A 21,989-nucleotide genomic window follows, 5' to 3' on the forward strand; every position below is an offset into this window, starting at 1 on the left:
ATTGAAGGGCATGAAATCATTTGAGTTTCCCTACGGAACTGGAACACAGTCTCTGGTTCTGGACGAACAGCATATACAGTATCACTTCACCAGCACCCAAACAAAAGAAACAGCCCATGAGGAAGAGGCAATCCGCTATTCCCTGCGCCATCCCATAGACAGCCGTCCTCTGGTGGATTGTGTAAAGCCGGGCGGCACGGTCGTCATCATTGTCAGTGATATGACCCGGGCGGTTCATACGGACCGCATGCTGCGGGCTATTGTGGCAGAATTGGAAGAGGCAGGCATTGCTGATGATCAGATTACGGTCCTCGTCGCCCTGGGCACGCATCGCCAACAGACGGAAGAGGAAACGGCGGCCGTATGTGGCCGGGATATGATGCAGCGTCTGAACATCGTCCAGCATGATTGTCATGATGAAAATCAACTCGTATCAGTGGGAACGACATCTTATGGTAATGATGTGAAATTGAACCGCCTGGCTGTAGAAGCCGATACGGTCATCTTGACCGGGGCTGTTTCGTTCCACGATATGGCGGGTTTTGGCGGCGGCCGCAAGGCCGTACTGCCGGGAATTGCCGGCTATGACACCATTATGACTAACCATGCCCTGGCATTGAATCCTGTCTGCCCGTACGGGATGGATTCCCGATGTGATGCGGGAAAACTTTCAGACAATCCCATCCACTGCGATATGATGGAAGGAGCGGCTTTCTTGAAACCGGCCTTTCTCGTCAACCTGGTCCTCACGGCGGAGGGGAAATTACACGATGTCGTAAGCGGCGACTGGCAGACGGCATGGCAGGAAGGATGCCGGCGCCTCCTGGCACTGGACGGCGTACCCATTGAGCATCTGTCGGATGTCGTGATCGGGTCAGCCGGGGGACATCCCAAAGATATCAATTTGTATCAGGCAACCAAGGCTCATATGAATGCCGTTTTTGCTGTAAAGCCGGGCGGTATCCTGATTCTGGCCATGGCCTGCCCCGATATGTATGAACCGGCGGACTTCACGGACTGGTTTTTCCGGGATGACCTCGACGAGGTGCTGTCTGCCGTGCGCCAGCATTTTACCATTCCTGCCTTTTCGGCATATAAGACCCGTTGTCTCATACGGATGATGAAAGAAGTGTACATTGTTACCGACCGGGCCTACTTTGAAGTCATTCGCAGGACCGGAGAAATTCCGGCAGAGACGATGGAAGAGGCCTGGCAGATGGCGCAGAAGACGCTGCAGGCAGAAAACAAGACGGACTATACCGTTACCGTCATGCCCTATGCGGCGGCAACACTGCCGGTCTATCAAAAGCGTGACAGAAGCTGATGAATCCACAGGACGATGTCATACAGATGTAATACCATATAAATAAAATATAGGATAACCAGAGGTGCTGCCCCGGCCGTCCTCTCCCAGTGGGAGAAGACAGTTGGGGCAACATTTTTTTTAGTTTCATGGGATTTTGGGAGACAGTAGGAATGGGATTTTTTTGACAGAATCTTTACATTCTTTACATAGATTCCTTACACGGCCTTGTTACCATAAGGTTGCAATCGAACAAGGAAACCAATTTCCACAAAGGAGACGATTTACGATGAAATGGAAAAAATTAGTTCTCGTAGCCTTAGCCGCTATGATGGTTGTGACGGCTGCCGGATGCGGCAGTTCCGGAGATAAGGATAAGGGTGCTTCTGGCAAGCAGGCAGCTGTTTCCGGCAGTATTACCGGTTCCGGTTCTTCTGCGCTGCTGCCACTGGTTAAAGACGCAGCCGAACAGTTCAAGGCGGGAAATAAGGATGTTACCATTACCCTGAATGCAGGTGGTTCCGGCACGGGTCTGAAACAGGTATCCGATGGATCCGTCGATATGGGCAACTCCGATGTCCCGGCTGAAACGAAACTGGACAAGGCCAAAGCAGAAAAACTGGAAGACCATAAAGTCTGCGTTATGACGGTCGCTACGATTATTAATAAAGATGTAGGAGTAAAGAATCTCACGCGTCAGCAGCTGCAGGATATCTTCACCGCTAAAATTACCAACTGGAAAGATGTTGGCGGCAAAGATATGCCAATCGTTCTCGTAACGCGGCCGAAAACGTCTGGTACACGGGCCCTCTTTAAACAGTATGCCATCAATGGTGCTGAAGAAGCGGACAACAAATCCCTGGAAACAGATAATTCCGGTATTCTCATCCAGAGCGTAGCCCAGAACCCCGGTGCTATTGGTTATGTCGCTCTTCCCTATCTCATCAAAGACAGCAGCGTAGATTCCGTTTCTATCGATGGTGTGGCACCGACGCTGGAAAATACCTATAACGGTACATACAGTGTCTGGGGATATGAACACATTTACACCAGCAAAGAACCGAAAGCAGCTGTTAAAGCCTTTATCGAATTCATCCAGGGTGCCGATTACGGCAAACGGATTGAAGAACTCGGTTATGGTGTAAGCTCCAAGATGCAGACCAAAGAAGTTCACTAAGTACATTCATTCAAATAAGGCGGCGCCGGGTTTTATCATAAAATCCGGCACGCTGTTTCTTATAGGGGGACAGGTTATGAAGGCAATCGATACGGTAGTCCGGAAGGCCCACCGCAACGAGAAGGCAGCCAGGACCTTTATCACGATTTGCGGCATCGGTATGGCACTGGTGCCGCTTCTCATTGGCGCTTTTCTCTTTATTAAAGGCACAGATACATTCTTTACATTCGGTCACAGTGTAACGGAATTTTTATTTTCCGGCCAGTGGAAGCCGAGTGATACGGCAGAAGGCGGCGGACAGGTCGGCGCGGCTATGTTTCTGACCGGTTCACTGGTCACATGTGCACTGGCACTACTTATTTCCCTGCCTTTTAGCATGGCTTCATCCATTTACATGACAGAAATTGCGACGCCTCAGCGCCGCCGTCTGATTCAGCCGGCTATCGAACTCTTTACGGGTATTCCATCGGTCGTATATGGCTTTGTCGGCATGACCGTACTGATTCCGGCACTGCGGAAACTGTTCCCCATGCCTTTTGGCTTTTCCGTATTGGCAGCAGGTATTGTTTTGGCGATCATGATTTTCCCGACCATCACGACTATGGCAGCCGATGCTATGGCAGCCGTTCCCAAGTCCTGGCGGGAAGCGTCGTACGGCCTGGGGGCTACACGCTGGGAAACAATCGCTCATGTCGTTCTGCCTGCAGCCAAGAGTGGCATTTTTACTGGTATCATCCTGGGGCTGGCCAGAGCATTGGGAGAAGCGCTGGCTGTCGCCATGGTCATCGGTCAGATGAAAGTCTTTCCCACATCTCTCTTTTTACCGGCCAGCACGCTGACGACAGCTATATCTGCCGATATGGGTGGTGCCATGGAAGGCGGCGAATATAATGCCGCGCTGTGGACGATGGCACTGGTGCTGTTCCTGTTATCGTTCCTCTTTATCTTTATTATCCATCAAATCAATGCCGCTTCCGAATTAAAAGGAGGCAGAAACTAATATGATCCGTGTTGAAGCAAAAAAAAGAAAAGATGCATGCATGACCCGTATTTTCGTCGCCGGGGCGGCCTTTGCCGTCATTCTGCTCATCGCCTTTGTCTTGTACGTCGTCATCGACGGGGTCAGCGGCATGACGGGAAAGATGCTCTCCTTTGGTCCCCAGGGGCTGGGCAACATGTTCTTTAATACGATTTACCTTGTTTTTCTGGCCCTGGTCGCTAGTACGATTACGGGGATTCCCGCAGGTATTTTTCTGGCTGAATATGCAAAGAAAGGCCGCCTGACCCACTGGGTCCGCATGGCCGTAGAAACGCTGGCATCCCTGCCATCCATCGTCGTCGGCTTGTTTGGCTACCTCGTATTTATCGTCATGACCGGTTCGCAGTGGAACCTGTTTGCCGGCGCACTGGCCGTTTCTATCCTGACATTGCCGCTGGTCACATCGGTTACGGAAGATGCGCTGCGCAATCTGCCGTCCAGTTACCGTAACGGCAGCCTGGGACTGGGGGCTTCCCATTGGCAGACTATCTGGCGGGTCCTGCTACCGGCTTGTTTCCCACGCATTATGACGGGGCTCATCATGGCTGCCGGCCGTGGCTTCGGGGAAGCGGCTGCACTGATGTTTACAGCCGGTATGTCTACGGATATCAACTGGACGAACTGGGATATTACTTCTACATCATGCCCCCTGAATCCGTTCCGGCCCGGTGAAACACTGGCCCTGAATATCTGGGCCCTGCGTACGGAAGCACTTCAGGTCGATGCTGCCCAGCAGGCGGCGGCTTCGTCGGCAATCTTGATGATCATGGTCCTGTCTTTCAGCCTGGCAGCCCGGTATCTGAGCTACCGTATCGACAAAAAAATGGGAGGAAATAAATAATGGCAGAAATGACGAAAACACTGACCGGCTTCGCCGCTGCGGAAATTGAAAAAAAACAGGGAGCAGTACGGGCACAGGAACAAGCTGTAGCACAGGAAGCTGCTGGCACAGCGGAATATACATTTGACGTTACCGATATGGATTTGTTCTATGGTGATTTCCAGGCGCTGAATAGTATCAGTATGAAAATAAAAAAACATGAAATCACTGCCCTCATCGGACCTTCCGGCTGCGGAAAATCGACGTTTTTGAAAACACTGAATCGCATGAATGACTGGGTGGAGGGATGTCGTGTCACCGGTAAAATTCTCTTTGAAGGCAAGGATATCTTCAAGGAAGTCGATCCTCTGGCTCTGCGCTATCGGGTTGGCATGGTCTTCCAACAGCCGACACCGTTCCCGAAGAGCATCTATGAAAACATTGCTTATGGCCCTCGTATCCAGGGTATCAAAGATAAAAAGAAACTCGATGAAATCGTAGAAAAGAGCCTGCGTCAGGCAGCCTGCTGGGATGAAATGAAGGACCGTCTCCAGAAGAGTGCCCTTGGACTTTCCGGCGGCCAGCAGCAGCGTCTGTGCATTGCCCGCACGCTGGCAGCTGACCCGTCGGTCATTCTCATGGACGAACCGACGTCGGCACTGGACCCGATTTCCACACAGAAAATCGAAGATCTGGCACTGGAATTAAAAGAAAATTATACCATCGTCATCGTAACGCACAGCATGCAGCAGGCACGTCGTATATCCGATAAGACAGCGTTTTTCCTTTTGGGGGAACTGATTGAATTCAATAATACGCTGGATATGTTCACCAATCCGTCCAATCCGAAGACGGAAGAATACATTACAGGCCGGTTCGGCTAAGAGGGGAGCGTCTATACATTATGTTAGAAGTTTACGAGAAATCCGTGACGGAACTGCGCAATGAAATGATCGAATTAGGCATAAAAGTGGAGCAGGCCGTCGATAATGCCTGGAAAGCACTGGAACAGAAAGACATCGAACTGGCTAACCGGATTTATAACGGCGATGATGAAATCGATACGATGGTCAGGGACTGCATGAAAAAAGACCTGACGATCAGCATGATGCAGGGCCCTGTTGCAGCCGATTACCGCGCTCTGATGGCTACATTGAAAATCCTTTCCGATCTGGAACGGATAGCTGATCACTGTGCCGATATCAGCCATTATGTCATCCATCTGGAAAAAACGCACCATAATGTACCCCTGCCGGCAGGTCTCAGAGAAATGTATGGCGTCATGTCGTCTATGGTCAGCGATGTCATCGATTTTTATAAAGAAAAAGGATCAGCTGGCCGTGCCGGGATGATGCGTGACAAGGATGATATTGTCGATATGGCATTTAATTCTATCATGGCAGAAATCTCTAAAGAAATTACAGCCCATCCGGAAAACTCCCGTGATTATATCGCCATCGTCCTGGTGGTGAAATATATTGAACGCATGGCCGACCATGCCAACAACATTGCCGAATGGCTCATATACCGCGATACGAACGAACTGCGCATATAGTATTTCGTTTGTTTTATACCGTAAGAAGGGCTGTCACACGAAACAATTCTGCTTCGTGTGACAGCCCTTTTGATGTAATCCGATTAATATTCCGGTGGCAGTGTGTTTTTTGTGTGGGGAATTCCCATGGACGATTTCTGTATATCATCATCTTTGGCAGCCGGGCGGGTAAAACCCTGTCCTACGACTTCTGATGCGTCGCTGATGATCATGAATGCCTGGGGATCCAGTTTGTTTACCAGTTCTTTTACCTTAGATACTTCCGTCAGTTTAATGATGGCATAGACAATCTGCTTATCCTGCATCGTATAAGCACCCTGACCATGGAGATACGTGGCGCCATGACCGGTATAGCGCATCAGGACCTGGGCAATCATGCTGGCCCGGTTTGAAATGATGACGACCGATTTGCGCTGTTTGAGCCCGACGACGACTTTGTTGGTGACAAAGGCAGAAATATAGACTCCGACGAAGGTCAGGACAGCCAGTTCCAGCGTGAATAAGTAAGCTGCAAAAATGAGGATGAAGCCGTTGAGAATCATGACGACATTCCCCATTTCCAGGGAATAATATTTTTTCACGATGGCTCCGACGACATCCAGGCCGCCGCTGTTTCCGTTGTACTTGTAAATGATTCCCATGCCGAGACCGTTTACGGCGCCGCCGGTAATGGCGGAAATAATCGGGTCCTTGACAAGCATCAGGTCGGTCAGAAAGGCCGTGGCATCGAAGGCAATGGAAATAACAATCGTTCCGACAATACTGAGTATCGTATACTGACGGCCCATGAACTTGTAACAGGCTGCCATGATTGGTATATTCAGGATGAACATGCCGATACCGATGGGAAGACCTGTCAGGTAATAAATGAGAATGGAAATACCGCCAATTCCTCCGCTCAGGAGATGGTGGGGAATGAAAAATGCCGTGACCCCCGCTGCGGCGATAAAGCTTCCAATGATGGTGGCGATGTACGGAATCAGAAACTCTTTCAAATTGAAATCTTCTTTTACTTTCATGATGCCTCCCTGATCTGAATAGTTGAAAGTACGTTGTAAAATGCGAAAAAAAACATTATAATGAAGATTACAATACAGGCATTGTATGTATACGTATGCCCGCCGGTACACGGCCTGTCACATGGATATCCGGCTGTCTCATCATTATAGCATACGTAAGTTTTAATTCAACACAAAAAAATGTAAATCCCAATAGAAAAATACGGCGTATCATGGACAGAGAACAGGAGATATAACATGATAGAAGAAAAAGCATATGGAAAAATCAATCTGGCGCTGCAGATTACGGGCAGACGTGAAGATGGATACCATGACATTGACACGGTATTCCAGTCTATCGGCCTGTGTGACACGATTCAGCTGGAACAAGCGGATTCTTTGGAAATTTCCTGCTCTGAACCAGCTCTTCCCTGTGACCAGTCTAACCTGGCCTACAAGGCGTATGAAGCGCTGAGGCCGTATTGCAAGGGCAGGGCAGGCGTCCGTATCCATATTATCAAGAAAATCCCTATCGCTGCCGGATTGGCCGGTGGCAGTACCGATTGTGCCGCTGTTCTGCGTGGCCTGAACCGGCTCTGGCACCTGGGTCTTTCCTACGACCGTTTGTGTCATATCGGCGCACGTCTCGGTGCAGACGTTCCCTTTTGTATCCGCGGTGGTACGGCCCGCGGTACGGGCATTGGGGAAATACTGAAAAAACTGCCTTCGCTGCCAGACTGGCCTGTACTCATCGTCCATCCACATATTGCCGTTCATACGGGTAGAGCGTACAGCCTGTTTGATTCCCAGCCTGTACGTTCTCCGGTCGATATCAATGCCCAGGAAGAAGCCGTACGGGCCGGCCTGTTGGAACGGGTTACGTCGGCACTGGGAAATACCTTTGAAGAACTGGTCATTCCCGACGTGCCGGAAATCAGCCGGTTCAAACAGTTATTGCGCAAAGAAGGACTGAAACCGCTCATGTCAGGCAGTGGCCCGACTCTCTTTGCACTCGTTCCGCCTTCTCTGAAACATCATGAGGTTGCGGGACGGCTGCGGCAGCTGGCAGGTGATGCCGATATCTTTACCAGTACATTAGTTACGGGGGATTGAATACGATGGAAACGAATACAAGACATACAAAGCTGGAACCGATTAAATTAGATGCGTATAAACCACTGCGCGAAGTCGTCAGTGAGTCATTGCGCAAAGCGATTAAAGATGGTGTTTTAAAACCGGGCGAACGGCTCATGGAAATCCAACTGGCCGATGAACTGGGGGTCAGCCGCACGCCTATCCGGGAAGCCATCCGCAAACTGGAGCTGGAAGGGTTTGTCGTCATGGTGCCGAGACGCGGTACCTATGTGGCTGATATTTCTCTCAAGGATATTGCCCAGGTCTTTGAAATCCGCAGTGCTCTCGAAGAATTGTCGGCGGGGCTGGCGGCAGAACGGATTACACCCGATGAACTGGAGGACCTGGAACGGATACTCGTAGAAATTAACGAGTATATTGCCAATGATGATTTCGATAAGATCGTCGATGCCGACATCCGATTCCACGACGTTCTGTACCATGCCAGCCGCAATAACCGGCTCGTCGATATACTGAATAACCTCAGGGAACAGATGCTGCGTTTCCGTTCTATTTCCATGCACTATCCGGGACGCCTGGCAGCAACCTGGGAAGAACACCGGCAGCTCGTGGAAAATATAGCCAACCACAATAGTGCACAGGCGCGTAAAATTGCGAAAAAACATATGGAAAATTCTGAAAAAACACTGCTCAAAGGCATCAGCAAGGATGAGGAATCGGCCCGCTGGGTACACGAACTGTTTCCTCATTCTCCTGAAGAGCATTCGTAACAGGCAGGTGTGACGCTCATGCATCAGTTGACTCATTGTTTGAAAACATTCCGGCATAAGTTTGACCGCGATGACGATTTTGAAGAATTTCTCTTTATTCTGGCATTTATGCTGTTTGTATTGTTATTTGTCCGGGTCCTGGTGGCCATATATATGGGACATTGGGGGTTATTTGAATGAAGACATATGTATTGCCCTATGGAAAAGGAAATCAAAAGGCAGATATACCGGAAGACCATGTATTATATGATTTGCATGGCCCTCATGCGGAAGCCGTTGAGGACGAAGAACAGGCTGTACGGGAGGCCCTGCGTCATCCCATTGACTGCCAGCCTCTGGATGATATCATACAGCCGTCCGATACGGTCTGCATCGTCGTCAGTGATATAACCCGGCTGGTTCATACGGACCGCATGCTGCTCGTACTGGTGCAGGAATTGAACCGTATTGGCGTACAGGACCATCAGATCACGGTCCTCGTTTCCCAGGGAACCCACCGGGCTCACACGGAACAAGAAAATGAAATAGTCTGCGGCAGCGATATGGTGCGCCGCCTGCACATAGTCCAGCATGACTGCCATGATGCCAGTGCCCTGACCTGCGTGGGCCGTACGAGCTTTGGTAATGATGTCTATATCAATTCCCTGGCGGCAAAGGCCGATAAACTGATCCTGACGGGAGCCGTTTCCTTCCATCCCATGGCCGGATTTGGCGGCGGGAGGAAAGCCGTATTGCCAGGGATTGCCGGCTTTGATACGATTATGCGCAATCACTCCCTGGCTCTTTCAGAGGTTCCGGGCGGTGGCTGTCATCCCGGTTGTCATGCCGGAGCTCTAGAGGGAAATCCCTTCCATGAAGATATGAAGGAAGCCTGTGCCATGGTCCGGCCCGACTTTCTCATCAATACCGTATTTACACCTGACGGGGATTTATATGAAGTCGTAGCCGGTCACTGGAATACAGCATGGGAAAAAGGATGCCGTGATTTGCTTCGTATAGGGAGTGTACCGATACAGAAACTGGCTGATGTGACTATAGCGTCTGCCGGCGGATATCCCAAGGACCTGAATTTGTATCAGTCTGTGAAGGCGCACATGAATGCCGTCCTGGCGACTAGACCGGGAGGAATACTCATCTTTACACTGGAATGTCCTGACATTCAGGAACCGGCTATTTTTACGGACTGGTTTTTCCGCAATGACCTGGATGTGTGCGAATGCGAACTGCGTAATCAGTTCCTCATGCCCGGATTCGTTGCCTTTAAGGCACGCTGCATCATTCAGTCGATGAAGGCCGTATACGTCGTGACACGGAAAGAAAATTTTGATGTCATCCGGCGAAGCGGCCAGATTCCGGCGGCTACGCTGGAAGAGGCCTGGCAGATGGCCCGGACCGTCTTGGAAGAGGAGGGATGCCGTGATTATGGCGTTACCATCATGAGTCATGCGGCGGCTACACTTCCTGTGCTATGTAATATTGATACGTAATAGAAAGGATATACACTTATGAAATATAATCCCGTAACCGGCGATGTGATACAGGCACTGCAGCAGATCACCGGAGAAAAATATGTCAAGACCGATCCGGATGTACTGGCGGCCTATCAGTCTGATGAAAGCCTGGCTCCCGATATGTGGCATCTGCCGGAAGTCGTCGTAGCGCCGGGAAGCACGGAAGAAGTCGCGCGTATCATGGAGGTGGCGAACCAATACAAGATACCCGTCACTCCGCGCAGTGCCGGGACCAGTGTCAGCTGCGGGGCCGTTCCCGTCTGTGGAGGCATCGTCCTTCTGATGGAACGGATGAACCGCATCCTGGAAATTAACGAAGACGGCATGTATCTCGTCGCCCAGGCCGGGGCCCGCACGTTAGACATACAAAATGCAGCCAAGGCCAGAGGACTGATGTATGCCGGGGACCCGTGCAGTGCAGACAGCTGTCTCATCGGAGGCAATCTGGCTACTAATGCCGGCGGAAATAAGGCCGTCCGCTATGGAACGACACGACATCAGGTCTATGCCATTGAAGTCGTTTTACCCAACGGTAAAATCACACATCTGGGAGCACCCTTAAAAAAATGCTCAACCGGGTATTGCCTGGACCAGCTGATTATCGGGTCGGAAGGTACGCTGGGCATCATTACCCAGGTCACACTCAAGCTGGTGCCGCTCTGCCCGTACAAGCTGGACGTGCTGGCTGTCTTTACGGATCTTGCCAAGGCGACGGCCCTGGTGCCGAAACTGGTAAAGGCCGGACTCAATCCGACGTCTGTAGAATTTATGGATAACAACTTCGTCCGCCGGGCCAGTGATTATAGTGAATTGCGCCTGCCCCATTATGAAGACGGGTTCTATGATATTATTTCTATCGAAACGTTCAGTGAAGCAGAACTCGATGCCAAGATGGATATACTGGCATCTATCTGTGAAAAAGCAGGTGCTACGGACGTGGTGGAAGCCGATGACCGTGTCTGGAAAGTACGCCGCAATTGCTTGGAAAGTACGCGGGCGTTGTCGAAAGTGGCTACGTCCGAAGATCTGGTCGTGCCGGTGCCTAAAATTGCAGAGTGCATCCAGACCTTAGTGGCAGAAAGTAAAAAATACGATTTCCTTCTGTTCTGTCTGGCTCATGCCGGTGATGGAAACCTTCACTTCCAGATTATGAAGCGCGATATGAGCGACGAAGAATGGAAAAAACAAGTAGCCGCTTTCCGTGACTTTGCCTATCCCTATGTCTATAAACTGGGGGGACGCCTTTCAGGGGAACATGGCATCGGATACAAGCGGATGCCCTATCTGGAACGATGTGCCGATCCGGTTGAACTGGAACTGATGAAAACCATTAAACGGGCACTCGACCCCAACGATATCTTAAACCCCGATAAAGTCATCCATATAGAAGAATAAACATAGCAAGATAAAGAGGCATCTCATTACGTCTTGAACGCGAGGAGATGCCTCTTTTGTCATAGGACAAGATTTTTTAAATCAGCATGCATGTCTTCTTTGAGCAGGTCCATATTCTTTCGCAGCCGTTCATACCGGAACGCACAGTAATCGAGAAAATCATCGCCATTATAGTGGCGTATGAGGGCCCAGTTTGTCCATAGGAAATCCTGTTCCAGCATGGAAATCTTAATTTTCATCAGTTCGTCATCGGAGACAGGACGCTGGAAATAGTGCTGCAGCAGATAGTCTATAGCGAAAGCAGGGAGTCGGGACTCCAGTATATAACCGGCGATATCCCAGTACAGACTGTTCATGCCGGCATATTCCCAGTCGATGAGATAGGCATCTCCCGTCGTCATGCTGACGAGAAAATTTTCCGGGACCGTATCATTATGACAGGGGACGAGGACAGGAGAGGCGTCGTACGTATCCTGCCAGGTGAATAACTGTTCTTTAATGACATTGTGATCGGTAAATAATTCACCGTGCTGTTCCTTTATGATTTCTTCGTATTTCGATAGTTCTGACAGCCAGTCAAAACGGTTGGGAAAGGGATTTGTCAATTGATGGACTTGTTTCATGAGTGAGACGACAATTTGTATATTTTCTTTCAGCTGCGGTCCCGTCTGGGAGAGGTTACGGCTGCCCGGCACGTAGGTCGTGATTTTGATACCGCTTTTGGCATCAAAATACAGGCACGGGCAGTTGATACCGGCCTGGGAAGCCTGGATATTGTTTTCCAGTTCCGTCTGGCGGTCGATTATCCGTTCTGTCATGCCGCCGGGCTGGCGTATGACATAGTCCTTGCCGTGGATATTCATGATGTAATTGTAATTTGTCAGGCCGCCGGCGAACCGTGATTTGTCAAAGCGCAGCGTTTCGTCATGAAAGAAGCGCCGCAGCGTGAGCTGTATGAGTTCTTCTATTTGCATGGTATACTCCTCGGATGCTGTAATGGGAATAAACGGTATGAGGGACTACTTGTCCTTATTCTTCTGACGAAACGTTTTTGGCGTAATTTTCATCTGATTAATAAACACGCGGTTAAAATACGATTGATCGGAATATCCGCACAGTGATGAGATGTGGCAGATCGATTCATCGGTGGTCGTCAGCAGTTTACAGGCATACTCGATTTTCAGGCGGTTGATATAATCGATGCAGCTGATGCCTACTTCTTTTTTAAAAATGCGGCTCAGGTACTGGGGATTCATGTAGACGTGTTCTGATACATCTTTTAACGATAATTTTCTCTTAAAATTGTCCTGGATATAATGGATGGATTTATCAATGACTTCCATGTGAGCCGAATCCTTCGGCAGGGGGATGACCGGCGTCGTCAGTTCCACCGGATTGCTGCCGGCGGGCATGACTGTGCTGGCAGCCAGAATCGTCTGGATGGACTGACGTATTTCTGAAGGCCGGATGGGCTTGAGCAGATATTCCCGTACCTGGAGGCGGATTGCCTGCTGGGCATAGGAAAAATCTGAACAGGCGGATAGTATGATGACCGCTGCCTGGGGACAAAACTGGCGTATAACCGTCAGGGCTTTCATGCCATCTAATTCAGGCAGCCACACGTCCATCAGGATGATATCGGGCTTTGTTTCCCTGGCGGCTTCGATGGCCTGCGTCCCAGTAGTACACGTTATGATATGGCACTGTCCCCGCATCTCTTCTTCAACGATTTCTTTCAGGAACTGTTGTTCCAGTATTTCATCTTCTACGATTAAAATAGTATGCATAGGCTCACCCCTTATTGCCTGATGGGGAGATAAATGGCAATGGTCGTTCCACTGAAATCGGATTGTCTGACCGTAAGGCCGTAAGGCGTGCCGAAATAATGACGGATGCGGTTGTGCGTACTGAGCAGGCCGATTCCTGATTTAGCATGAGTCTTGATGCGGGAATAATCGCCATCGGCTATGAGGCTTAATATTTCCGGAGGAAAGCCGTATCCGTTGTCGTTGACGAATAAGGTGAAATCCTCTCCCTGTTTACGGGCCGTGATGCGTATGTTCCCGCCATTGCATTTGGGCGTGACACCATGAAGCAGGGCATTTTCCACGAGGGGCTGGAGAATCATGTTGGGAATCTGGTACTGCTGCATCTCATCGGGAATGTTGATTTCATATTCGAGGCGGTCTTTAAATCGTATTTTCTGGATGTAAAGGTATTTCTTGATGTTTTCCAGCTCTTCTGAAAGAGGATGGAGTTCGTTGTCCTGCTTTAAATTATAGCGCAGCAGGTCCGAAAGGCAGTATATCAGTTCTTCCGTTTTCCGCGACTTTTCGTAATAAGCTACGCGGGCAATGGTATTCAGGGTGTTAAATAAAAAGTGAGGATTGACGACGAGAAAACTATTTTTTGTTTCCAAATCGATGATTTTCCTCTCTAACAGTTCTTTTTCCAGAGAAAGCCGTCCGGCCTGGGTATCCGACGTTTTCAGGTCTTCGGCCAGGTTGTGGGCAATGTACTGGGCCATGCGTTCGTAAGTCGTAATCTGCGCCTGGGCCATACTTTGGATGCGGCCGATGGCTTTAGCTACTTCCTGGGGTTCTATTTTCTTTGACTTCGCCAACTGACCGGCGTTCAGCATATACTTGTGATACACAAATTGTTCTTCATATATCTGGCCCCCAAGGAGGAATAACTGGAGGCCGGCAGAACCGGTGTGAATAGGAATGACAAAATTATACAATCCACAGTGGCAGGTAAATCGGGTAATCGTGTTATCTGGTGCGACACAATGATTGTGATAATCTTCACATATATAATCCCGCCGACGCTGGCAGATTTTTTTGCAGAAGTCTGGTGACGGGTTTAATTCAACAATTGTATTGCCATCTGCTGTTACCAGCTGCAGGGGAATTTTCGAAAGCGATAATAAATTGTTTAATTTACGTAAGCTGCATCTAATGCGCTCCAGTAACAAATTTTTTTCATCTAACGGTATATTCATCACAATATCCCTTCTGACACGGTAAATCCGTGTCTATTTTTTGTTTGGTTACGATTCTGCAGGAATTCTTCTTATCTATTATACAAAAAAATCTGTGAGTATACTGATTTTTTAATACATTTTTGCATAAATAGTATGAATAATATAAAAAGTCTTCTTTGTACAATTTTCACAAAAGTAACAATTATAACAAGTAAAAAAAATCACATAGACAGCTCCTGATTTTTCAATAAAAAATCATACGGGCATGCTAGAATAGACACATCGCAAAAACGCATATTACATATGAGGTGTAATAATGATATAAAAATTAATAAGACCTTTGCATTTTTTAAGTTTAACTCGAAGAGGAGCAAAAAGGTTATGAAATATTACGGAGAAGAAGCATTGGGCCTTGTTGAAACGAGGGGTATGGTGCCAGCCATATATGCCCTCGATGTCATGTGCAAATCGGCAGATGTCGTCCTTGTATCGTATGAAAATATAGGATCCGGCCTGGTTACGGTTCTGGTAAAAGGAGATGTCGCTGCCGTGCGGACAGCCGTAGAACGGGGCGCAGAAGCTGCTGCCAGCATTGGCACCCTGACTGCACAAAATGTCATGCCCCGCCCGGTGGGACGTGTGGGAACGATTGTTTCTGTACATGATATAGATACGCAGTAAAGGAGAACCGGACACATGGAACGAAAAAGAGATGCTTTGGGATTCATTGAAACATGCGGCCTGGTTTCTGTACTGGAAGCGGCAGATGCCATGTGCAAAGCGGCCGATGTAGAACTGATTGGATATGAAAATACGGCTTCCGGACTGATTTCTGTCGTCGTCCGCGGAGATGTCGGCGCTGTCCAGTCAGCTGTCGATGCCGGTGTGAAACGGGCAGAAGAGGTAGGTAAGGACCAGGTATACAGCCACGTGGTCATACCGAGCCCGCATCCGGATGTAGAAAAAATCGTTTCTAAATATGTGCTTGATTGGTGAGTACAGGAAGTAAAGTGGTGAACGGAATGAACAGACTCGACTATGATTTATGTTCTATGCAGGAAGCGCGGATCCTCATTGAAAATGGCCGTGATGCCCAGCGTATGCTGGCTTCTTTTTCCCAGGACCGGCTCGATGACATCGTCGCTGCCATGGCGGAGGCCGTGTATCCTCATGCCAAAGAACTGGCCCTCCTGTCAGCTGAAGAAACGGGATTTGGCCGCTGGGAAGATAAATACATTAAAGACATATTCGCCAGCCGCTATGTCTGCCGTCATATGAAGGGAATGAAGGCCGTTGGCATCATAGCTGAAGATGCAGAAAAGAAAACACTCGATATCGGTATCCCCGTTGGAGTCATTACCGCTCTGCCACCGTGCACCAGCCCCGTTTCTACGACAGTCTATAATGCACTCATTGCCATAAAATCGGGCAATGCCATTATTTTCTCACCCCATCCGAGGGCACAAAAAGTAATCGGGCGGACACTGGACATCCTCATAGATGCCGGAATCAAAGCGGGGATGCCCGAATGTGCCGTAGAATACCTCAGGACTGTTACCCTGAGCGGTACGAAAGAGATGATCTATCATAAAGATACATCGCTGATCCTGATTACCAGTGTTCCCAGACTGCTCCCACTGGTACATGCATCGGGAAAACCGGCTATTTACGGCGGTCCCGGCAATGGACCGGCCTTTATAGAAAAGACGGCTGATGTAAAAAAAGCAGTCCGGGACATCGTATTCAGCCGCACCTTTGATAACGGTATTATTTCAGCGGCAGAGCAATCCATCGTCGCTGAAGAATGCATAGCAGAAGACGTACGTCAGGAACTGAAACATCAGGGGGCGTACTTTCTGAATGAAGAAGAAACAGAAACAATCGGCAAGGCACTATTCCATCACGACGGCAGTATCAACCTGCAGTACGTCGGACGGCCGGCTGCGGAAATTGCCAGTATGAACGGTATTGCCGTACCGGCCGGGACGACCGTACTCATTTCTGAGCAGAAGTACGCCGATCTCTGCAATCCCTATGCCCGGGAGAAATTGTGTCCTGTCCTGGCATTTTATGTAGAAAGAGATTGGAGAAATGCCTGTGAAAAATGCATTGAACTCCTGTGCAATAAAGGGCTGGGCAATATGTTGGTCATTCATTCGCAGAATGAAGAAGTCATCCGGGAATTTGCCCTGAAAAAACCTGTTTCCCGCGTACTGGTCAATACGCCGGCAACGGTCGGCGGCATGGGAGCGACAACTAATCTGTTTCCTGCCTTTACTTTAGGACTGGGAGCGGCCGGCGGCACCATAACGTCGGATAACGTATCGCCCATGAATCTGATTAATATCCGAAAGGTTGGATATGGTGTCCGTAACCTGGGCGAACTGGTACAGGATATTACCGGAACCGGCCAGATGCAGCAGCGGACGAACCCGGCCCAGATAATGGACCGGATGAGGAATGAACAGGAAAAAGCAGCCGTTTCAGGCCTGATAGAAGAAATCGTGAGTGAATTGAAAAAACAAGGGATATATGGAGGCGATAGATAAATGAAAGAATTTGAGATCAAGCCCAGAATCTATTTCGACGAAGGCTCCCTCGAATATTTACGCGAAGTAAAGAGCAAGAATGCATTTATCCTGTCTGATGGCATCATGGAAAAATTAGGCTATCTGAAGCAGGCTGTTGATTTTCTTGAATCGGCCGGTGTCCAGTGTGATGTATATACCAATATCAAACCGGAACCGGACTTGTTGGCAGTCATGGATTCGCTGGAACATTACATGGTACATCAGGGGCATACGGTCATCGCCCTCGGCGGCGGGTCTGCCATGGATACAGCCAAGGCTATGATTTATTTTCTCCATCAGGCCGTGTCCAAGACCGGTAAATCCTTTAATAAACCTCAGTTCATAGCCATTCCGACGACGAGCGGTACCGGATCGGAAGTGACGGATTTTTCCGTTATTACTATTAATGGAAAGAAGACGGCATTGATTGATGATCTCATGGCACCGGATATTGCCATCCTCGATTCCACCTGCACGAGAAGCCTGCCGCCACAAGTCATTGCCGACACGGGACTGGATGCGCTGGTTCACGCAGTAGAAGCGTATGTATCCAATAAAGCAACGGACTGTACGGACGCTCTGGCTGAAAAGGCCGTTTATATCCTCTGCCATAACCTGGTCCGTTTTTATCGTAATTCAGAAGATAAGGATGCACGGGAATGCATCCAGCGTGCATCCTGTCTGGCCGGTATGGCTTTTACTAATGCCAATCTGGGAATTACCCACAGTATGGCCCACGCGTTCGGCGGCACATTCCACCTCTCCCACGGCCGTTCCAATGCTCTTTTGATGGAGAAAGTCATCGAATATAATGCCAATCTCAAAGATACATCGGATCAGCAGGTTGCGGCCAAGTACGGCCAGCTGGCACGGATCCTGGGACTTCCTGCCCGGACGACCCGCGAAGGGTATGTCAACTTTCTGCAGGCTGTACGCCAGCTGAAACGAGATTTGCATATTCCAGCGTCTATCAAAGCGGCGGGGATTCAGGAAGAGGAATTCATGGCTGCGACAGGGAAGATGGCGGAACAGGCCCTGGCAGACCGCTGCACGCCGTCGAATCCCCGTACACCTGCAAAGGAAGATATTATAGCTATTTATAAAGCGGCTTATTAAGAGAGAAAGTGAGGGAATATACATTGGACGAAAAAGAATTCTCCAGTAAATTTGCACAGGCGACGGCCCATTTGTCGCCCGAAGAAAAGAAAGCAGTTATGAAATTGTTTGCTGGTATCTCTGCGCAGCTTTCAGGCGGCAAAGCCAGTGTGGCAGTCACGGCTCCGGCAACACAGACGTTCCATAATGCTGTCGATGACGATGAAGAAATTACCGGTCTGACACCACGACTGGAAAGGCTGAAAGCGGCCTATCTGAAAGTAAAGCCCAGCGTTTCCGTACAGCGTGCTGTCGTTACGACGGAAGTGTACCGGAACAATGCCGGCCTGCCGCTGAAGATGCTTCGCGCCCTGGCTTTTAAAAAAGCCTGCGAAACGGCACCGCTTCTCATTCAGCCTGATGAACTGATCATCGGTCATCCCTGTGGCCGTCCCCGCGCCGGCAGTGTTTCTCCGGAAATTGCATGGCGCTGGATCCGCGACGAACTGGATACCATGTCTACCCGGCCTCAGGATCCGTTCCAGATCAGCGAGGAAGATAAACGGACGCTGCGGGAAAAAGTATTTCCCTTCTGGGAAGGCCGCAGCCTCGATGAAATATGCCAGAAACAATATGAAGATGCCGGCGTATGGTCTTTTTCCGGCGAATCCTTCGTCAGCGATCTGTCTTATCATCAGGTAAATGGCGGTGGCGACACCTGCCCGGGTTATGATGTCATCCTGGTAAAAAAGGGTGTCAACGGCGTGCGGCAGGAAGCTGTTGAAAAGCTGAAGACGCTCAATATGGACCGGCCGAAAGACATTGATAAAATTTACTTCTATAAAGCCGAAATCATGGTCTGTGACGGTGTCCTTGCCTATGCTAAACGCCTTTCTGATTATGCCAAGCAGCTTGGCGATCAGGAAAGCAATCCCCAGCGCCGCCAGGAATTATACCAGCTGTCGGATATTATGGCCCATGTACCGGCCAATCCGCCCCGTACCTTCCATGAAGGGCTCCAGTCTGTATGGACCATGGAATCTCTGTTCAACATTGCTGAAAACCAGACGGGTATTTCCCTGGGCCGTCTCGACCAGTACTTATATCCCGTCTACAAAGCGGATCGTGAAGCCGGACGCATTACGAAAAAAGAAGCTTTTGAACTGTTATGCTGCTTCATCATCAAATGCTCGGAAGTCATGTGGCTTTCCAGCGAAGCAGCGGCAAAATATTTTGCCGGTTATCAGCCTTTCGTAAACTGCACCATAGGTGGTCAGAAACGGACTGGCGGAGATGCCTGCAACAATCTGACTTATCTCATCATGGATGCCGTCCGCTTCATTAAGATGTATCAGCCATCCCTGGCCTGCCGGATTCATAATCAGTCGCCGCAGAAATACATGAAGAAAATCGTCGATGTCGTCCGCGCCGGCATGGGCTTCCCGGCCTGCCATTTTGATGATACGCATATCAAGATGATGCTGGCAAAAGGGTTCTCCCTGGAAGACGCCCGCGATTACTGCCTCATGGGATGTGTTGAACCACAGAAATCAGGCCGCATTTATCAGTGGACCTCGACAGGCTACACCCAGTGGCCCATTGCCATTGAATTCGTATTTAACCACGGCGTCATGAGATGGCATGGTACGAAGCAGGGCCTTGACCTGGGCGATCTCAGTCAGTTCAAGACCTATGAGGATTTCGATAAAGCCGTAAAAAAACAAATTCAGCATATTATCCGCCTTTCGGCTATCGGCACGGTCATCAGCCAGCGGGTACACCGCGATTATGCGCCAAAGCCGTTCATGTCCAGCCTCGTCGAAGGATGCATGGAAAAAGGTCTGGATGTTACTGAAGGCGGCGCTATGGTCAACAGCGGCCCAGGTCTCATTTTCTCCGGCCTCAGCACGTACGCCGATTCTATGGCTGCCATCAAGAAGCTGGTATACGATGATAAAAAATATACACTGGAACAATTCAAGGAAGCACTGGATGCCAACTTTGAGGGCTTTGACCAGCTGAGGACAGACTGCATGAATGCACCGAAGTTCGGGAATGACGACAATTATGTCGATTCTATCGCCGCCGATATTGTCAACTGGACGGAAGATGAACATAATAAATTCGATATGCTCTATGCCAAGTTCAGTCATGGTACATTGTCTATTTCCAATAACACTCCTATTGGCGAGCTTACCGGTGCGACGCCGAACGGGCGCCTGGCCTGGACACCGCTTTCAGACGGTATCAGTCCGACCCAGGGTGCCGATAAACTGGGCCCGACGGCTATCATCAAGTCGGTCAGCAAGATGAATTGTGACGCCATGACCATCGGCATGGTTCATAATTTCAAGCTTCTCAAAGGCATACTGAAAACGCCGGAAGGGGAAAACGGCCTGATTACGCTGTTGCGTACGGCGTCGATTCTCGGAAATGGACAGATGCAGTTTAGTTATGTCGATAATGAAGTGCTCAAGAAGGCGCAGAAAGAACCGGACAAGTACCGGGATCTGATTATCCGTGTTGCCGGCTACAGTGCGTACTTCGTCGAATTGTGTAAAGAAGTACAGGATGAAATTATCAGCCGTACCATGCTGGATCATTTCTAAACCTTACGACCGGAAGACTGGCGGTCCGGTTTTCTGGACCGGGCCGCAGGTTCCGGAATGTATGGCCGATAATTCCTGAAGGGAAAGTGTGAGTATGAGATTACAACAGTTCCGGAGATTGGAACGAAAAGCAAGAATCTTCAACATGCAGAAATATTCCATCTATGACGGACCTGGCATACGCACCATCATATTTTTTAAAGGCTGCCCGCTGCGATGCCGCTGGTGTGCCAATCCGGAAGGACTGGAGCGGAAGTACCAGGTTATGTTCCAACAGGAATTGTGCATTCACTGCGGCAAATGTGTTCCCGGCTGCCCCGTACAGATTCATTATTTAGATGAATCGGGTGACAGGCCGGAGCATAAATTACACCGCGATATAGACTGTATAGGCTGCCGGACTTGTGAAAGCGTTTGTCCCAGACAGGCTCTCAACGTAGTGGGCCGGGATCTGACTCTGACGGAGGTGTTGGATTTTATTCAGCAGGATGCCGCCTTTTACCGGAGTTCTGGCGGCGGTGTTACATTGAGCGGCGGTGAAGTATGTATGCAGCCAGCCTTTGCGGCCAATCTTCTCATGGAATGTAAAAAACTGGGCATTAATACGGCCATCGAAACCTGCGGGTATGCCGGGCTCGATGCTCTGCTGGAAATAGCCCGGTTCAATGATTTATTCTTATACGATATTAAAAATATTGATTCAGACCAGCATGAGATGCTGACCGGGGTGCGGAACGAAAGGATACTCCACAATCTGACAGAACTGATAAACCGGGGTTACCGGGTCAAAGTCCGCATGCCTATGATAAAAGGGCTGAACACGTCAGAAGATGTCATCCGCCGGGCCATGGAGTTTTTAAAACCTTTCCAGGGACGACCGAATTTTCTCGGTGTAGACCTCCTGCCCTATCATAAGCTGGGAGTCAACAAGTATAAACAGCTTGGCAAACCCTATGGCATCGAAGAAGATGTATCCATGACCAAAGAAGATCTGGACCGCATCGAAAGCTGGATTACAGAGTATGGTATGGATGCCAATGTCATCAGGCATTAATGCCAGATGGAG

21 protein-coding genes are annotated in these 21,989 nt (G+C 49.4%); 17 read left to right on the top strand and 4 right to left on the bottom strand.

The annotated features are described in order from the left end of the window. Positions 1-10 precede the first annotated feature (10 nt). The 6 genes from larA (B4H10_RS01340) to phoU all read left to right on the top strand — a co-directional run bounded on the left by larA (B4H10_RS01340) (position 11) and on the right by phoU (position 5,894). Complete coding sequence (gene larA / locus B4H10_RS01340) at positions 11-1,324, top strand: nickel-dependent lactate racemase (protein WP_150824172.1); 1,314 nt, start codon at positions 11-13, stop codon at positions 1,322-1,324. A 268-nt stretch (positions 1,325-1,592) separates the two neighbouring features. Next, entirely contained in the window at positions 1,593-2,480 is an 888-nt protein-coding gene (locus B4H10_RS01345) for a phosphate ABC transporter substrate-binding protein (protein WP_059076731.1), read from the top strand. 76 nt (positions 2,481-2,556) lie between these two features. Further along, complete coding sequence (pstC, locus tag B4H10_RS01350) at positions 2,557-3,480, top strand: phosphate ABC transporter permease subunit PstC (RefSeq protein WP_075581993.1); 924 nt, start codon at positions 2,557-2,559, stop codon at positions 3,478-3,480. 1 nt (position 3,481) lies between these two features. Then, positions 3,482-4,360: a phosphate ABC transporter permease PstA gene (gene pstA, locus B4H10_RS01355; protein ID WP_292018038.1), complete on the top strand. Its 879-nt coding sequence runs from the start codon at positions 3,482-3,484 to the stop codon at positions 4,358-4,360. Beyond that, positions 4,360-5,223 (top strand): phosphate ABC transporter ATP-binding protein PstB, encoded by an 864-nt coding sequence (gene pstB, locus B4H10_RS01360; RefSeq protein ID WP_075581995.1) that lies wholly within the window; start codon positions 4,360-4,362, stop codon positions 5,221-5,223. The genes pstA and pstB overlap by 1 nt, the downstream gene beginning before the upstream one ends. A 20-nt stretch (positions 5,224-5,243) precedes the next feature. Then, positions 5,244-5,894 (top strand): phosphate signaling complex protein PhoU, encoded by a 651-nt coding sequence (gene phoU / locus B4H10_RS01365; RefSeq protein ID WP_292017613.1) that lies wholly within the window; start codon positions 5,244-5,246, stop codon positions 5,892-5,894. A gap of 83 nt (positions 5,895-5,977) precedes the next feature. Here phoU and B4H10_RS01370 read toward each other — a convergent pair whose 3' ends face one another. Further along, positions 5,978-6,913: a YitT family protein gene (locus B4H10_RS01370; RefSeq protein ID WP_292018039.1), complete on the bottom strand. Its 936-nt coding sequence runs from the start codon at positions 6,911-6,913 to the stop codon at positions 5,978-5,980. 237 nt (positions 6,914-7,150) lie between these two features. Here B4H10_RS01370 and ispE point away from each other — a divergent pair, with 237 nt between their 5' ends. Genes ispE through B4H10_RS01395 form a run of 5 tightly spaced genes read left to right on the top strand, consistent with a single transcriptional unit; the run spans position 7,151 to position 11,663 of the window. Then, positions 7,151-8,005 carry a 4-(cytidine 5'-diphospho)-2-C-methyl-D-erythritol kinase gene (gene ispE / locus B4H10_RS01375; RefSeq protein ID WP_150824738.1) on the top strand — a complete coding sequence of 285 codons (855 nt, stop codon included), beginning with the start codon at positions 7,151-7,153 and terminating at the stop codon, positions 8,003-8,005. A gap of 5 nt (positions 8,006-8,010) precedes the next feature. Further along, complete coding sequence (locus B4H10_RS01380; RefSeq protein ID WP_113855443.1) at positions 8,011-8,757, top strand: GntR family transcriptional regulator; 747 nt, start codon at positions 8,011-8,013, stop codon at positions 8,755-8,757. Between the two features lie 18 nt (positions 8,758-8,775). After that, positions 8,776-8,937, top strand: coding sequence for a hypothetical protein (locus tag B4H10_RS01385; protein ID WP_170087610.1), 162 nt, complete (start codon positions 8,776-8,778; stop codon positions 8,935-8,937). After that, positions 8,934-10,244, top strand: coding sequence for a nickel-dependent lactate racemase (gene larA, locus B4H10_RS01390; protein WP_292018040.1), 1,311 nt, complete (start codon positions 8,934-8,936; stop codon positions 10,242-10,244). Before B4H10_RS01385 ends, larA (B4H10_RS01390) begins: the two co-directional genes overlap by 4 nt. An 18-nt stretch (positions 10,245-10,262) precedes the next feature. Next, entirely contained in the window at positions 10,263-11,663 is a 1,401-nt protein-coding gene (locus tag B4H10_RS01395) for an FAD-binding oxidoreductase (protein ID WP_170087612.1), read from the top strand. A 59-nt stretch (positions 11,664-11,722) separates the two neighbouring features. On the opposite strand, the gene B4H10_RS01400 is transcribed toward B4H10_RS01395, so the two are convergent. The 3 genes from B4H10_RS01400 to B4H10_RS01410 are packed head-to-tail and all read right to left on the bottom strand — an operon-like array spanning position 11,723 to position 14,667. Further along, positions 11,723-12,637, bottom strand: coding sequence for a phosphotransferase (locus B4H10_RS01400; RefSeq protein WP_292017616.1), 915 nt, complete (start codon positions 12,635-12,637; stop codon positions 11,723-11,725). A gap of 45 nt (positions 12,638-12,682) precedes the next feature. Next, the gene (locus B4H10_RS01405; protein ID WP_059076742.1) at positions 12,683-13,450 is read right to left on the bottom strand and encodes a response regulator transcription factor; all 768 of its coding nucleotides are present in this window, start codon (positions 13,448-13,450) and stop codon (positions 12,683-12,685) included. 11 nt (positions 13,451-13,461) lie between these two features. Next, a complete protein-coding gene (locus B4H10_RS01410; RefSeq protein ID WP_075582001.1) occupies positions 13,462-14,667 on the bottom strand; it encodes a histidine kinase in 1,206 nt (401 codons plus the stop codon). Positions 14,668-15,030: 363 nt separating this feature from the next. On the opposite strand from B4H10_RS01410, the gene B4H10_RS01415 reads away from it, so the two are divergent. The 6 genes from B4H10_RS01415 to cutD all read left to right on the top strand — a co-directional run bounded on the left by B4H10_RS01415 (position 15,031) and on the right by cutD (position 21,977). Continuing rightward, positions 15,031-15,330 (top strand): BMC domain-containing protein, encoded by a 300-nt coding sequence (locus tag B4H10_RS01415; RefSeq protein WP_059076744.1) that lies wholly within the window; start codon positions 15,031-15,033, stop codon positions 15,328-15,330. Positions 15,331-15,345: 15 nt separating this feature from the next. Then, complete coding sequence (locus tag B4H10_RS01420; RefSeq protein ID WP_059076745.1) at positions 15,346-15,645, top strand: BMC domain-containing protein; 300 nt, start codon at positions 15,346-15,348, stop codon at positions 15,643-15,645. A 26-nt stretch (positions 15,646-15,671) separates the two neighbouring features. Further along, on the top strand, positions 15,672-17,198 hold the full coding sequence (locus B4H10_RS01425; RefSeq protein WP_072235732.1) for an aldehyde dehydrogenase family protein: 1,527 nt from the start codon (positions 15,672-15,674) through the stop codon (positions 17,196-17,198). Then, the gene (locus B4H10_RS01430; protein WP_292018041.1) at positions 17,199-18,335 is read left to right on the top strand and encodes a 1-propanol dehydrogenase PduQ; all 1,137 of its coding nucleotides are present in this window, start codon (positions 17,199-17,201) and stop codon (positions 18,333-18,335) included. 23 nt (positions 18,336-18,358) lie between these two features. Further along, the gene (gene cutC, locus B4H10_RS01435) at positions 18,359-20,923 is read left to right on the top strand and encodes a choline trimethylamine-lyase (protein ID WP_292018042.1); all 2,565 of its coding nucleotides are present in this window, start codon (positions 18,359-18,361) and stop codon (positions 20,921-20,923) included. Positions 20,924-21,017: 94 nt separating this feature from the next. Further along, complete coding sequence (gene cutD, locus B4H10_RS01440; protein WP_059076748.1) at positions 21,018-21,977, top strand: choline TMA-lyase-activating enzyme; 960 nt, start codon at positions 21,018-21,020, stop codon at positions 21,975-21,977. Positions 21,978-21,989 lie beyond the last annotated feature (12 nt).

The organism is Megasphaera sp. UBA4382, assembly GCF_002391155.1.
GTDB classification, from domain to species: Bacteria; Bacillota; Negativicutes; order Veillonellales; family Megasphaeraceae; genus Megasphaera; species Megasphaera hexanoica.